Raw genomic sequence first — 14,406 nt, 5'->3', positions numbered from 1 at the left:
ACGATAGGTGACACCGAAGAGAAATCCGCTCATTATCGCCCCGGATATCTTGACAAAAGCGCCAATTACTGTGAGGGATTCCCCTAACAATAGTCGATCAACAGTTAAAAATAGCAGATAGGGAACCAGGAAAGCCAGAGCCGAGATACTCCCCACCTGTATGGATTCGATTCTTTCCTTGAGCGTAATTTGCACGATCGCCTCTCTAAAACGGAGTCACTGATGGAGTATTATCGAAAATTCGGGTTGAAAACCTCGCCCTTTAGGGCGACTTTATGTTAGCATTAAATTGAGTCGTTGACTTTGGGAACGCAGGAAACAAGCGACACTCCGTAATCCCTAAATCTCTAACCATCACTGGTACAAAAGCTTTCATCGTAAGTCCACATGGTAAGAGCGAAAAACAATTAAATACTGTGGGACACACAGAAATTTACGCTTGGGGAGTAGTCTTTAAGAGTGCTTACCTTGTAGGTGTAGTCGGACTAGACATGAAACTGTAAGACCAAAATTAGCTTTGCTAGTAGCGGCAAGATTCAGCCCAAGAATCTCCGCACTTTTAGGGCGGAGAGTGTCAACTCCTAGGTAATTCGTTTAACAAAGGCAATTATGGATATTTTGACACTTGGTTGGGTTAGCATTCTCGCCCTGTTCACTTGGTCGATCGCCATGGTGGTTTGGGGTCGTAACGGTTTCTAGGTAATCTATAGATACCATGGAAACATCTTTGATTCTCAACACTCTCTTTCTAGTCGCCTTAATTCTCCTCGTTGTCGTCAGTGGTGGCATTCTCTACCTGACGACTACAGAATGGCGCGATCGCCGTCGTCAAGATGGCGATAAAAAATTAGGAAAATAATCCTGAACAGGTGTACTTAATTACGCCTGTTTTTCCTTTACTATGATTAAAATACTGCACTTATCGGATATTCACATGGGGAGCGGTTTTTCCCATGGACGTTTAAATCCAAAAACGGGATTAAACACGCGTTTAGAAGATTTTATGGGCAGTTTAAGCCTCTGTATCGATCGGGCTATTGCCTCCCCTGTGGATCTAGTTCTTTTTGGGGGAGATGCCTTTCCCGATGCCACTCCTCCTCCTTTTGTTCACGAAGCTTTTGCCAGTCAATTCCGTCGTCTTGCCGATGCTAATATCCCGACGGTGTTATTAGTGGGTAATCACGATCAACATTCTCAGGGTAATGGCGGTGTCAGTCTCTCCATCTATCGTACCCTAGCGGTGCCGGGGTTTATTGTTGGCGATCGCCTGACCACCCATCGCATCACCACCCGCAATGGCGATATCCAAGTCATTACTTTACCCTGGTTAACCCGGGCCACTCTCTTAACCCGTCCCGAAACCGAGGGTTTATCCTTGAGTGGGGTAAATGAATTGTTAATTAACCGTTTGGAACCGGTTTTAGAAGGAGAAATTCGCCAATTAGATACAAGTTTACCAACAGTTTTATTAGCCCATTTAATGGCCGATCGAGCTAGTTTAGGAGCAGAAAGATTTTTAGCGGTTGGTAAAGGTTTTACCGTACCTTTATCCCTGCTAAATCGTCCACAATTCGAGTACGTTGCCCTCGGTCATGTTCACAAACATCAAAATCTTAATCCTAGCAATGATCCGCCCATTGTCTATCCGGGGAGCATCGATCGAGTGGATTTTAGCGAGGAAAAAGAAGATAAAGGCTATGTTTTAATAGAAGTGGCTAAAGGAGAGGTTAAATGGGAATTTTGTCCTTTACCCGTGCGTCCTTTCCGTTCCATCGAAGTGGATGTTTCCGAGGCAGAAAACCCCCAAAAAGAATTGCTGAAAGCTCTCAAAAAACACGATATTCAGGAAGCAGTTATCCGCTTAGTTTATAAAATTCGCAGTGAACAATTAGAACTAATCAACACCAATCAGCTTGACGAGGCGTTAAAACCTGCCCATAGCTATAGTATTCGTGCCGAGTTAATTAGTCAATTAACCCGTCCCCGTTTACCAGAATTAGGGGTGGGTAATCAATTAGATCCGATGGAGGCGTTAAAAGCTTATATCGATAATAAGAAAGATTTGCGGGATATTGTTGATGATATGTTAGAGGCAGCCCAGCTTTTATTAAATCAACAGCCAGAAATTTGGCTAGAGGAAGAAACCTCGATTTAGTTATCAGTTATCAGTTATCAGTTATCAGTTATCAGTTATCAGTTTACTGCTCACTGAAACATCTTCCCTATCCCTGTTTAAACAAGCCATGAGTTTATGTCTTAATCCCGATTGTCTATATAACAATGATCCTACAGATAAATTCTGTCAAAAATGTCGCTTTCAATTATTACTAAAATATCGTTATCGTGCTATAAAATTAATTGGTCAAGGAGGTTTCGGTAAAACTTTTCAAGCAATTGATGAGGATAAACCTTCTAAACCTTATTGTGTGATTAAACAATTTTTTCCTAGCGCTCAAGGCAGTAATGCTCTCAAGAAAGCGGCGGAATTATTTAAAGAAGAAGCGATTAGTTTAGATAATCTGGGTCAACACCCACAAATTCCCTCCCTCTATGCCTATTTTACCAGCAATGATGGGCGACAATATCTTGTTCAAGAATATATTGAGGGAGAAAATCTAGAACAAGAATTACAAAGCGAGGGAGTTTTCAATGAAGAAAAGATCAAACATCTTTTATTAGAAATTTTGCCAATTCTTGATTTTATCCATGCTAAAAGAGTCATTCATCGGGATATTAAACCAGCTAATATAATTAGGAGACGCAGCGATAATAAAATAATTTTAGTGGATTTTGGTGCCTCTAAATTCATGCCCATTGCTAACCTTTCCCTGACAGGAACAGTGATCGGTTCGGCGGGATATATCGCTCCAGAACAAAGTAATGGCAAAGCGATTAATAGCAGTGATTTATATAGTTTGGGAGTCACTTGTATCTATTTATTAACGGGAATATCTCCCTTTGAATTATTCGATGTGAGTGAACATGAATGGGTATGGAGACAGCACCTGATTAATAATCCTGTTAGTGTTGAATTAGGTAAAATTTTAGATAAATTAATTGAATTTGGCACCAAAAAACGTTATCAATCAGCCGGGGAAGTCCTGCAAGAGTTAGCAGTAAAATTAGCCTTCGTGATTCCGCCAAAACCCCGATCACAGAATACAATTCAAGAAACGGTTTTGCCAGTTTTTCCAGCCGCCACCAGGGAGGAAATTAACCTCAAAAGTGCCAAGGAAATTGATTACACTAACCTACGGGATTTCTTAGCGCAAGAAAAATGGCAAGAGGCAGATCAAGAAACGGCTAATCTCTTCTTAAAAGTTGCCGATCGAACTAAAGAAAAATATCTTAAGATAGAAGACATAGATAACTTTCCCTGTGAAGATTTAGCCACTATCAATCAACTCTGGTTAAAATATAGTCAGGGAAAATTCGGTCTATCTGTTCAGAAAAGAATCTATGAAAGTTTGGGAGGAAGCGGTAATTATGATCAACAAAAATGGAACGATTTTGGGTCAAAAGTCCGTTGGCGAGTTAATAACAAGTGGTTATACTACGATCAAATTACTTTCTCTCTCAAAGCACCCTGGGGACATCTCCCCACCCTTGTGTGGGGTGTGGGGGGTGGCATAATTCTTTTTTCTCGTCTGGAAACCTGCACCATTGACGGAGTTTCTAGCAGGGGATAAATTGACTTAAAAACTTTTCTGGAGAATTAAACAATTTCTCCCTTCGCCAGTGCGGATATATTGTAAAATATCAGTAAGAGAACGCATGAAAAGTAATCCTCGATCGCTTTCCATGTCCAAAGGTGCGAGGGGATGTTGTTGTAGAGAATCAAGTTTTGCTTGCAGATCAAAAGGTTGACCGTGATCCCATATTCTTATTTCTAGAGAATGGGACTTTAAAGTTAATTCTAGATCGATCGGTGTGGTCGGTGGTAAATGTTGGTGAGCGTAACGGACAGCATTAGTAAATCCTTCTGCTAAAGCCACCTTACACTGCCAAAGCACCGAGTCGGGTAGAAAAGAGCGGCCGTGAGATTCAAACCATTGTAGGACTGGGATTAAAGCTGCCAATTCCGTCTGGACTTGTAGATGGAATTGGAGGGGGAAAGAAGGGGAATTTAAGACTTCAGAAGGCACCACTGTTTTTTTGAAAGAGAATCAAAATTGTTTTAAAAATCAGTCGTAGATCGTAGCCTAAACTCCAATTTTCTTGATAGCGCAAATCTAGTTGAATTACTTCTTCAAAATTACGCACCCGAGAGCGACCATTCACCTGCCATTCTCCCGTCATACCGGGTTTTACATCTAAACGTTGCCATTGGGGAACATCGTAGCGTTCCACCTCATCGGGTGTGGGGGGACGAGTGCCGACAAGACTCATTTCACCGGTGATCACATTCCAAAACTGGGGGAATTCGTCTAAACTGGTACGACGTAAAAATTTTCCTACCCGGGTAATCCGGGGATCATTTTTATTTTTAAAAAAAGCTCCCTCCGCTTGATTAGGGATTTTATCCTTGAGTGCTTCTGCATCCACACACATGGAACGAAACTTAAGAATTTTAAATTCCTTTCCCAACCAACCGCAGCGGGTTTGACTGAAAAAAATTGGACCCGGACTGTCTAACTTAATAGCGATGGCAATGGGGACAAAAATAACCCCCGTAATTAATAAACCCACGGTCCCACCAAGAATGTCAAGACCGCGCTTTAATCAACTGCGAATCGAGGGATGGGTTTCCGGTAGATGGTTTTCATTGGCAGTAAAGCCCTTTTCTTGGGCTGCTAGGGGGGAGGTTTGGAAAGTGAATAATTGATCTAGTCCCGTAATCGATAAAACCCCCATCACTGGGGGATGGACGTTAGCCAGCACTAACTCGATATTTTTTTCCCTAGCCGCTTTGAGATTATGCACTAAAGCACCCACACCACTACTATCCATAAATTGAGTGGCATTCAGATCAACAATGAGTTTTTCGGGAGTGGGTGTTTGGGCGATGAGATGGTGAAAGATATCCTTAAACTGTACTGCTTCCAGGACAGTCAAGCGATCGGGCATCCGCAAAACCGGATACTCCATCGGAATGATCAGAAAACGTGTTTCAGGGATTTGGGAAGTCATCGACACAAAGACGTGGTTTGATAGATGAGCAAGGCCTGATGACCTACTTAAATGTTTACTACACTTTTCCCCAAATACCAATGGGTAATGTCAAAGATTACCTGTAATTATCGGCTAACGAATCTCACCTAGGGGCGGACGCCCTTGGGTTTGGGCCTTCGCTTTGGCTGCACTCTTTCTCAGCGCATCTAAACGGGTCTCATAACGCTTACGCAGACGACGGTTAGGTGTTTGTTCGATTAGGGTTTTAAAGGCACTGCCTAGGCTCTTGTAGGCGTTGGGGAGAGAGTAACCGAAACGAGTGGCCAAGGCGATCGCTTTTTCATCGGCTTCGATCGCTTCTTTGAGAATTTTATCGCCATTATTTTTGCGCCAGAGACGATAACCGGAAATCCCACATAATCCCATAGCCAAAAGCAATAATAACCCGTCCTGTACCCATAATTCCCCCACCGCACCACCTAAGCCAATAGCGAGGGCGGCCATTTCCCAGCCTTCCCGGGGAATACTATCATTTTGAATCCTGGCCACTTCATGCCAAAAGAGCAAATTACGCTGATCAATGGCTAAATTTTCCCATTTGGCTAAATCTATCTGAATTTCTACCTCATCTCTGCCAATTTCTTCACAACGGATCAGGGGGGGATTAACCTCTGTGGAACCTTCTACCGTTACCCAACTTTGTAATTCTGGAGGTAGTAGGGTTTTTAGGCGCCGAAGTTCGCTCATTTCGGCTCGTGCAGAGGAGGCCGCATAAGATGTCATAGATTTTTTACCTATTCTCTACCAATGACGATGATTTCTATTTTGGATCATAGCGGTCTTTTTTGTGATCTTGGCAGCTTTTAGCCCTAGGGAGCATTTTCAGTGATCAGTGGGGGAAGTGGGGGAAGTGGAGGAAGTGGGGAAGTGGGGAAGTGGGAAGTGGGGGAGATGGAGAGAAACAATCCATAACTGGGTTTTTAAAGTTCGATTGGGAGTCAATCATACTAAGTAGGTGGGTGTTAAAAGTTGTCAGATACCCCCCTTATTAAGGGGGGATTAAGGGCGGATCAGCACCCCCCTTATCAAGGGCGATCCCCCCGCCTATCGGCACCCCCCTTATCAAGGGGGGCAGGGGGGATCAAAGACAAAATCTCTCTTCTATTTACTTATTAAATAGACCGTAACTTTTGCCGACTAATGCTCAAATATATCTTTGTATTGCTGTAAATCTAAAGCGGTGAAGATGGGGATACAACTAAAGCACTTTTGGGCTAATTCCCATCTTTCTTCCCTTTGCAGCATCACAATTAGTTTATCTCGCACTGACAGTAAATAGCGCACATCGTTAGCAGCATAACTCAGTTGTTTTGGAGTAAGATTAGCGGCATTTCCCCAATCAGAACTTTGAGCGGTTTTGTCTAATTCTATGCCTTCCAATTCCTGCACGAGACTTTTTAAACCGTGACTGCTGGTATAAGTCCGAGCGAGTTTACTGGCGATTTTGGTGCAGAAAATCGGTTGAGTGGCAATGGCAAAAGTATGGGACAGTTGAGCCACATCAAAACGGGCGAAATGAAAGACTTTTTCTATCCGCTCATCCTCCATGACCTTTTTGAGATTAGGAGCCTCTGTTTGCCCCCTAAAAACGCGAATAGCGGTGACAAAACCACTGGGATCACAGAGTTGAATTAAACACAGTCGATCGCGCCCTGGAATTAATCCCATAGTTTCTGTATCTACAGCGATAGAATTAACCCCTAGATAACGGGATAATAGGTCATCACTTAAATCTCGATCGCACACTTGAAAATTGTCTAAGTTCATATATTTAGAAGATAGGAGAGCTTTTTTCAGTTATCAGTTATCAGTAAACAGTAAACAGTAAACAGTAAACAGTAAACAGTAAACAGTCAGCAATTCTCAGTTTTAGACACAGCAAGCCTTTTAGGGATTTAAAGAACATTTTAAAGGGGGATTTTTGGCGCAACTTTGGGTGTACTATCACGTCAAAAGCCTGAAGACTTGTGAAATGAAATTCGCCATCCCATTGAATTTTACCCCGTATTATGCGAACTAACTCCCAAAAGCCTTGCTACAGGGCAAATTTAGAATTGCTGGTAAACAGTGATCAGTAAACAGTAAACAGTAAACAGTAAAAAGACAGCACTGTTAATGCGATTTAATACTCCTTACTTAAGACTGTCCACTGAAAACTCAAATCTGATAACTGATAACTGAACACTGATAACTGAAAAGGCTGATAGTTAAAAACTGATAATTAAATTTAAATATCATCATGGTCATTTTGTCAACGCTTTTTAACAAAAAGTTGTGTAAAATAATATTCACCAGCATTATTTTTAGCGATACCGATACCAGTGAGATTATAATCACCAACCATATTTTTTTGATGACCAGGACTATTAATCCAACCCTTGACGGCAACAGCAACAGGGTCAGGATATCCCTTCATAAAAGCCAAGTTTTCGCCCATTTTTTCTAAAGGGATCATCCTTTGTACTGCCTTGACTCTTCCCTCAAAACCATCATGACTAAAAGGAGCCTGTTTATTGGCCATTTTTTGACTAAATAAGCGAGCTTCATGACTAACGCGAGCATCGAGACGTAGGGGCGGTAAATTTTGAGAAATTCGGTAGCGATTAACTTGATAATTAGTATTTTGTTCGAGGGTAATAAAAAAAGATTGATTCCCGATAAGATCGTAGCTAAGAGGATTAGTAGAAACGGGAGCGGATTGACGTTTTAGAAATATTTGAGTAAAGTATAATTTCCCTTGATTATCCGTCGCTACTCCAATCCCAGTACTATCAAAATCTCCCTCCATATTTTCCCGATGACCTTGACTTTTAATCCAGCCATCCACAGCAATCATTACTGGGTCATCATAACCTTGATTAACTGCCAGATTTTCCCCCACCGCTTGATAGGGAACGGAAACGCCAATAGTTTGCGCTCTTTTGTCAAAATCTTGATGACTAAAAGGAACTAAACCCGCGGCCATACGTTGGCTATGTAATCTTGCCTGTTGCGAAATTGCTCGATTTAACAGTAGGGGAGATAAATTACGAGATTGACGATAGCGATTGACCTGTTGATAGATTTTATTCTCTAAAACAAGTAAAGTTGCCGCATCTAAAGGAGAAGGAGAAGGAGAGGGAGAGAAAGATGATACGAGTTCCTCAAAAGAGCTATAGTTTAAGGCACTACAGGCCATTAAACTTGTCGAGACAAGCATCAAAATTCCTAACCGATAAGGTTTCTTAAAAAAACTTTTCATCAAAAAAATTGGGTCTGAAACTCCGCCGTTCTAGGTTGGATTTACTGTTAAATACTAGCGCATTTACAGGATATATGCCAGAATGTCATAGCATTTTTCTAAAGTAATGACAGAGATAGTGAATTTCCCTCACCCCCAGAAAGGGAGAGGAGCGGGGGTGAGGGACACGAATAAAGAAAAATGGCATAAGGCAGCTGGGAAACCCCCCCCCAGGGATCGCAAGCAGAAACCCAAATGGTCAGGTTTGGAAATCACCGTCCGGCCCCGGGGGTGAGGATATCAACTTTTTGGTGCCAGGGTCAAGACTTGTTAAGATTGATCAAGCCGTTCGCTCAAATTTACCACTTCTGTGGCTCTCATTTATGGTAATCGACTTTCTGCCCTTCACTATCAATATTTCCCCGGCCTTTATTGCCGGTAGCTGTCTCTGGTCTTTAGCATTATATTTGGGGTTAGCTGGGGTGCGAAATTGGTTTATAGAAATTTTCTATCGCTGGTTTAATTTTGCCGAGCGTTTCCTCTATACTTCCCTAGAGGAGTTTGAAAAAACTCGCATCGCCAGAGAATCACAAAATGCTTTTTATGCCTCTATCTTTAGTATTATTCCCTTTCTCATCCTCGGCGGTTTCTCCGATTGGTTAATCGAGATTAGTTTAGGAAAAAGTTGGCCGATTAGTGTCGGTATTCTCGCCTGTGTTGCCTCTGGTGTCTATGAATTAGGACGGCAGGACGGCAGCGGTAATCAGTAAATTAAGCTGTTAACTATCTCAATTACTTCTTGGCACTGCACCGGAGTGGCAAGTTAGTCAATTTTAACCCTTGAATAGCGCTTAATCTTTTCCTTCCAGACGATTTTTATGTTTATTAAGAGTCTTTTGTAGTAAATTCAAAACCTCATTAGCAATCTCAATAACTTGATGAGTTCCAAAACCAGCCTGAGTTAATTCTTTAAAAAAAGCCTTAGCGACAATTTTGGCTAATTTCGGGGGATAAGGATGAACAGCGATCGAATGTTCGCACTGAATTTCTGCTATTTCTCTAGTCACTGCCATGGCCACAAAACGAGATTTTAACATCCCTTGCAAATGAAAAATTTGCAGGGATTGGGCCGCCTGTTGAGCGAATAACTGCAAGATTTCTAAATCTAATGGTTCAAAATGTTTTTTGTCTAGGGGAAAACTGAGATTAATTACTCCGATTACCTGCTGATTCAGAATAATCGGTACGGATATAAAACTATTATTATTTGCTCTTTTGGGATAAGGGGCTGCACTGGCAAATGGCGATCGAGTGATATCCTTAATTAGTAAAGGTTTTCCTGTAGTCGCTACAGTATCGGCAATAACTTGATCGAGTTTAATTATTTCTTGATCAGCCAAAGGTGATAGAGCATCATAATGGGCAAAAACTTCTAGATAATCGGTAATTTCCCCTTTTAATTCCTGTGGAGAGCTTAACATAATTGAACAGTGCCGCGCTCGCAATTGATGAGCGCTCATACTAGCTATTTTCCCAAAAATATCTTCGAGATTTTCCTCAACATTCAAGACAAGAGCCAGAGTAGCTATTTTGGGATTAAAATTATCCATGTATTCAATCACTTATTCAGTCCGAGTTTAGGCTTTCAGGGTGAGGGTGACATTCCTCATCTCCCTGTTTGTCTGAGTCTATAGCTTGCCATAGCATCTGATTGGGGGGCTTTTTTACTCGCTAACTGATCTATTGTAGATGTAGCCAAAACTTCTGTGTCTCTTGTTTTTTGTCTTCCCTCTAGATGAACGGAGGTTGGGTTGAAGCATGAAACCCAACGCCCGCTCATGTTACGCTACCGCTAACCCATCCTACAAATAATTGTGCCTCCCTACTTAGCATCTGATCGAGGGGCTTTTTTACTCGCTAACTGATCTATTGTAGATGTGCTGAAAAACTTCTGTGTGTCTCTTGTTTTTTGTCTTCCCTCTAGCTACTCTGATCTAGTAGGTCAGAGGAGTTTAACCTCACTGGAGTGAAAGATGGTGCGTTTTCTCTGGGCAATTTTGGCCGGTGTGGGGATGGGGTTAACAGTAGCGCCGGTTTCTTGGTGGTTACTCGCTTGGATTTCTCTCGTCCCCCTGTGGATTGTTGTGAGATTAGCGGAAAAATCCCTAAAAAAACCGCTTTTATACGGTTTTGGCTGGGGTTTTGCCTACCATGGCCTCGCTTTATTCTGGATCACGGGAATTCACCCGATGACGTGGATGGGTGTCCCCTGGTTAGCGAGTTTGTTAATTGCCCTATTTTGTTGGTTGTTTATTACTTTTTGGGGAACGGCGATCGTGCTAACTTGGACGTTAGTCATGTTTTATGTCAACAAAAGTGTTAATCAGTCATCTTTTCGGGATGCCCTCCTACGGGTTTTCATCGGTACTGCCCTCTGGTGTGGGTTAGAATCTCTCTGGAGTCAATCCCCTCTCTGGTGGACTACCCTTGCTTATAGTCAAAGTCCCCATAATTTATTGATTCTGCAATTGGGCAAATTATCGGGTTTTACGACGGTAACGGCGGCAATTGTGGCAGTTAACGGTTTAATCGCCGAAAGCTTGCTCCTAATCCGTCAATCGCGGCAAAATCTCGCTTTTCTCTCTTTACCCCTGCTTATTTGTTTGAGCCTGCATCTCTGGGGATGGAACCTATACCATAAACCGATCGAAAAGTCAAGGGATTTAGGGATAAAAATTGGCGTAATTCAGGGCAATATTCCCAACACGATTAAACTTTCGCCCCTAGGATTTCAAAAGGCGATCGAAGGTTACACCTCTGGTTATCAAATTCTCGCCGATCGAGGAGTAGATGCCGTCTTAACTCCTGAAACGGCCTTACCCTACTATTGGGAGAACTTAGTCAATAATAGCTCGATTTATTCGGCAATTTTAGCCAAAAAAACGCCGATCTGGTTAGGTGCATTTGGCAAGGTGGACAAGGGTTATAACAATAGTCTCTTGACCATTGATGGCGAGGGACGGGTGATTAGTCGGTATGATAAAGTAATTCTCGTGCCTTTAGGCGAATACGTTCCTTTTCAGGAAATTTTGGGCGGAATTGTTGATCGCCTTTCTCCCTTGCAAGCGCACTTAATCCCGGGAGATGCCGCTCAAATTATTGACAGTCCTTTCGGTAAAATCATTGTGGGCATTTGTTACGAGTCGGCTTTTTCCGAACATTTTCGCCGTCAAACTGCTAGGGGAGGCGAATTTATTATTACTGCTTCTAATAACGCCCATTATAGCCACGCCATGCCCGCTCAACACCATGCTCAGGATACCATGCGAGCGATCGAAACCGATCGATGGATGGCCCGGGCCACCAATACGGGTTATTCTGCTTTTGTCGATCCCCACGGTAATCAGCTTTGGCTATCGGATCTGGATAGATATCAAATCCATAGCGAAACAATTTATCGACGGGATACAAGAACTTTATATGTGCGCTGGGGAGATTGGTTAACTAAAGTTTTAATCATTACTGCCGGACTCGCTTGGCTCTGGAGAGCTTGGGATTAAGGTGACAGTGCTATACTTTTTCCTGAATGAACTGTATAAATAACCTAAGTTTTTGATGCAATGAAAGAGCAATTGGTCAAGTGGTTGAATAGAATCTTAATATTTGATGTGTTTTTGGTAATAGCGGGTTTTCTCTGGTTTGCCGTGGCTGTTATCGGTGAATCCACGGGAATTCCCCTAGGATTTAAACTTTTTCAGCGTCTTTGGCTGCCTTTATTCAATCCTGCTATTAGTATTTTAATTGCGGGGGCGATTTTAAGCTGGGCAATTAATCAAATTCAAGAACGCTTGTCCCCTAAATAGTAGGGTTGATTCATGAATCAACCCTACCTTATCAAGGAGGGCAGGGGGGATCGAACCTAAAATCCATTTTTAATTTAATTATAACCAGCTACTTAGATGATAAAAATCGGGGTTGAAAAATGTTCAACCCCGAAAAAAAGCAATTTTTGAGCGGATTAACCCACTGGTTGTAACTGTAATTGCGAGAGAATATTGTTCTGCTCGGAGCGCCGATGACTAGAGACTGTCACCACAGCTTCAGCAGTTACATCTAATATCGCATGGTCTCCAGAATTGACTTTTCCCGATAACATCGCGACCGCTAAACTATCCTCTAAGCGTCGAGTTAAAGCACGACGTAAAGGCCGCGCACCGTAGCTAGGATCATAACCCTCATTGATGACCAAATCCTTAAAAGCGGCGGTAACTTCCACAGAAATACCTTTTTCTGTCAATTGTTTGGCTAGATCTGCGATCAGAATATCGGCAATCTGGGTAACTTCTTCGCGAGTTAACTGTCGGAAAACAATGATTTCATCGAGACGGTTGAGAAATTCGGGACGGAAATATTGTTTTAACTCCTCTGTCACCCGATTAGAAATCTGTTGGTAGTGCGATTGAGCAAAATCGTCAGCAATCTCGAATCCTAAGCTATTACCGCCTTTTTCGATGACTTTTGAGCCAATATTCGAGGTCATAATAATTAGGGTATTCTTAAAGTCCACCCGACGACCTTGGGAATCGGTCAAATGACCATCTTCTAACAGTTGCAGGAGAAGATTAAAAACATCGGGATGTGCCTTCTCGATTTCGTCAAACAAAACTACTTTATAGGGTTGACGACGCACTGCTTCCGTTAACTGACCGCCTTCATTGTAACCGATGTATCCGGGAGGCGCACCAATTAACTTAGAAACCGTGTGGGATTCCATAAATTCCGACATATCTAGGCGAATCATACTGGATTCCGAGCCAAAGAGCAACTTAGCTAAGGCTTTCGTTAATTCAGTTTTACCGACTCCCGTGGGACCGGCAAAAATAAACGAGGCAATCGGACGGTTAGGATTCTTTAAATTGACTCGCGCTCGACGAATGGCACGAGAAACGGCATTTACTGCCTCCTGTTGACCAATAATCCGCTCGTGCAGTTGAGATTCCAGATTTAAGAGCGATTCTGACTCAGTTTCAGTTAATTGGGTAACGGGAATACCTGTCCAAGCGGCGACAATTTGGGCAATTTCCTCCGCATCTACCACGGGAATCAAAGATTCGGGGTTAATTAGGGGTGATTCTTCCCTAACCTCCGCAGGACTTTTACTTTGTAGGGAATAGCGTAGATGGGTGCGGGATCCCGCTTCATCAAGAAGATCGATCGCTTTGTCCGGTAAAAAGCGATCATTGATATAGCGAGAGGATAGATTAACGGCAGCTTCGATCGCTTTTTGATCGTATTTTACCTGATGGAAATCCTCGTAGGTGGCTTTTAAACCCTGTAAAATCTCGATCGCCTGCTCTTTAGTCGGTTCTCCCACCATAACTGGCTGAAAACGTCTTTCTAGAGCCGCATCTCGCTCAATATGCTGTTTATACTCATCGAGAGTCGTTGCCCCTAAACACTGTAACTCGCCGCGAGCTAAAGCAGGTTTAAGCAAGTTAGAAGCATCCATGGCTCCTCCCATGCTACCAGCACCCACAAGAGTGTGAATTTCATCGATAAACAGGATAATACTGCCCGATTTGCGAACTTCCTCCACCACACCCTTTAAACGTTCCTCAAAATCGCCGCGAAAACGGGTTCCCGCCAGTAAAGACCCCATATCGAGGGCAATTACCTGTTTATCCCGCAAAAGTTCGGGAATATCGCCATTATGGATGCGTTGTGCTAACCCTTCAGCGATCGCTGTTTTGCCCACCCCCGGCTCACCCAGTAAAATCGGGTTACTTTTGGTACGACGGCCTAAAATTTGGACAACTCGCTCGATTTCTGGCTCTCTACCGATTACAGGGTCAATTTTGCCATTTTTGACCTCTTGGCTTAAATTGCGACTATATTGCGCTAAAATACCGCCTTTAGGAGCATTTTTCTGGTCTTCATAGTCACTCTTTGCCGTGAAGCGACCACTAGCGACTTTTTCCCCAGCATTTTTCAGTAAAAGGCCGCGAAGTTTGATC

At 42.7% G+C, this 14,406-nt stretch carries 13 protein-coding genes and 2 pseudogenes; 7 read left to right on the top strand and 8 right to left on the bottom strand.

What is annotated here, in order from left to right; all coding sequences use genetic code 11:
* Nucleotides 1–195, bottom strand: a pseudogene (locus tag IQ242_RS04595) (hypothetical protein); the annotation flags it as partial.
* A gap of 414 nt (nucleotides 196–609) precedes the next feature.
* On the opposite strand from IQ242_RS04595, the gene petN reads away from it, so the two are divergent.
* The 4 genes from petN to IQ242_RS04575 all read left to right on the top strand — a co-directional run bounded on the left by petN (nucleotide 610) and on the right by IQ242_RS04575 (nucleotide 3,689).
* Nucleotides 610–699 carry a cytochrome b6-f complex subunit PetN gene (gene petN, locus IQ242_RS04590; protein WP_012265708.1) on the top strand — a complete coding sequence of 30 codons (90 nt, stop codon included), beginning with the start codon at nucleotides 610–612 and terminating at the stop codon, nucleotides 697–699.
* A gap of 16 nt (nucleotides 700–715) precedes the next feature.
* On the top strand, nucleotides 716–859 hold the full coding sequence (locus IQ242_RS04585; protein ID WP_002768280.1) for a hypothetical protein: 144 nt from the start codon (nucleotides 716–718) through the stop codon (nucleotides 857–859).
* Between the two features lie 42 nt (nucleotides 860–901).
* Nucleotides 902–2,155, top strand: coding sequence for an exonuclease subunit SbcD (gene sbcD, locus IQ242_RS04580; protein ID WP_193959184.1), 1,254 nt, complete (start codon nucleotides 902–904; stop codon nucleotides 2,153–2,155).
* 88 nt (nucleotides 2,156–2,243) lie between these two features.
* Nucleotides 2,244–3,689 carry a serine/threonine-protein kinase gene (locus tag IQ242_RS04575; RefSeq protein ID WP_193959183.1) on the top strand — a complete coding sequence of 482 codons (1,446 nt, stop codon included), beginning with the start codon at nucleotides 2,244–2,246 and terminating at the stop codon, nucleotides 3,687–3,689.
* Nucleotides 3,690–3,695: 6 nt separating this feature from the next.
* On the opposite strand, the gene IQ242_RS04570 is transcribed toward IQ242_RS04575, so the two are convergent.
* The 5 genes and pseudogenes from IQ242_RS04570 to IQ242_RS04550 all read right to left on the bottom strand — a co-directional run bounded on the left by IQ242_RS04570 (nucleotide 3,696) and on the right by IQ242_RS04550 (nucleotide 8,413).
* Nucleotides 3,696–4,148: an ATP-binding protein gene (locus IQ242_RS04570; RefSeq protein ID WP_193959182.1), complete on the bottom strand. Its 453-nt coding sequence runs from the start codon at nucleotides 4,146–4,148 to the stop codon at nucleotides 3,696–3,698.
* Nucleotides 4,135–5,130, bottom strand: a pseudogene (locus IQ242_RS04565) (anti-sigma factor antagonist). Before IQ242_RS04565 ends, IQ242_RS04570 begins: the two are co-directional and overlap by 14 nt.
* A gap of 114 nt (nucleotides 5,131–5,244) precedes the next feature.
* Entirely contained in the window at nucleotides 5,245–5,895 is a 651-nt protein-coding gene (locus tag IQ242_RS04560) for a DUF3318 domain-containing protein (protein WP_002756971.1), read from the bottom strand.
* 414 nt (nucleotides 5,896–6,309) lie between these two features.
* A complete protein-coding gene (locus IQ242_RS04555; RefSeq protein WP_004159945.1) occupies nucleotides 6,310–6,939 on the bottom strand; it encodes a ribonuclease H-like domain-containing protein in 630 nt (209 codons plus the stop codon).
* A 484-nt stretch (nucleotides 6,940–7,423) separates the two neighbouring features.
* Complete coding sequence (locus tag IQ242_RS04550; RefSeq protein WP_193959181.1) at nucleotides 7,424–8,413, bottom strand: CAP domain-containing protein; 990 nt, start codon at nucleotides 8,411–8,413, stop codon at nucleotides 7,424–7,426.
* 362 nt (nucleotides 8,414–8,775) lie between these two features.
* On the opposite strand from IQ242_RS04550, the gene IQ242_RS04545 reads away from it, so the two are divergent.
* Complete coding sequence (locus IQ242_RS04545; RefSeq protein ID WP_002756975.1) at nucleotides 8,776–9,162, top strand: hypothetical protein; 387 nt, start codon at nucleotides 8,776–8,778, stop codon at nucleotides 9,160–9,162.
* A gap of 81 nt (nucleotides 9,163–9,243) precedes the next feature.
* Here the strand turns inward: IQ242_RS04545 and IQ242_RS04540 are convergent, their stop codons facing one another.
* A complete protein-coding gene (locus tag IQ242_RS04540; RefSeq protein ID WP_193959180.1) occupies nucleotides 9,244–10,002 on the bottom strand; it encodes a GAF domain-containing protein in 759 nt (252 codons plus the stop codon).
* Between the two features lie 423 nt (nucleotides 10,003–10,425).
* Here IQ242_RS04540 and lnt point away from each other — a divergent pair, with 423 nt between their 5' ends.
* Together lnt and IQ242_RS04530 are read left to right on the top strand one after the other, a co-directional pair.
* Nucleotides 10,426–11,952, top strand: coding sequence for an apolipoprotein N-acyltransferase (gene lnt, locus IQ242_RS04535; protein ID WP_193959179.1), 1,527 nt, complete (start codon nucleotides 10,426–10,428; stop codon nucleotides 11,950–11,952).
* Between the two features lie 60 nt (nucleotides 11,953–12,012).
* Nucleotides 12,013–12,255 (top strand): hypothetical protein, encoded by a 243-nt coding sequence (locus IQ242_RS04530; protein ID WP_193959178.1) that lies wholly within the window; start codon nucleotides 12,013–12,015, stop codon nucleotides 12,253–12,255.
* A gap of 155 nt (nucleotides 12,256–12,410) precedes the next feature.
* On the opposite strand, the gene IQ242_RS04525 is transcribed toward IQ242_RS04530, so the two are convergent.
* The coding region (locus tag IQ242_RS04525; RefSeq protein ID WP_193959177.1) for an ATP-dependent Clp protease ATP-binding subunit at nucleotides 12,411–14,406 on the bottom strand (1,996 nt) is incomplete at its 5' end.

This window comes from Microcystis sp. LEGE 08355 (genome assembly GCF_015207185.1).
In the GTDB taxonomy this organism is placed as follows: Bacteria; Cyanobacteriota; Cyanobacteriia; order Cyanobacteriales; family Microcystaceae; genus Microcystis; species Microcystis panniformis.
This window is presented reverse-complemented; position numbering and strand designations above follow the sequence as displayed.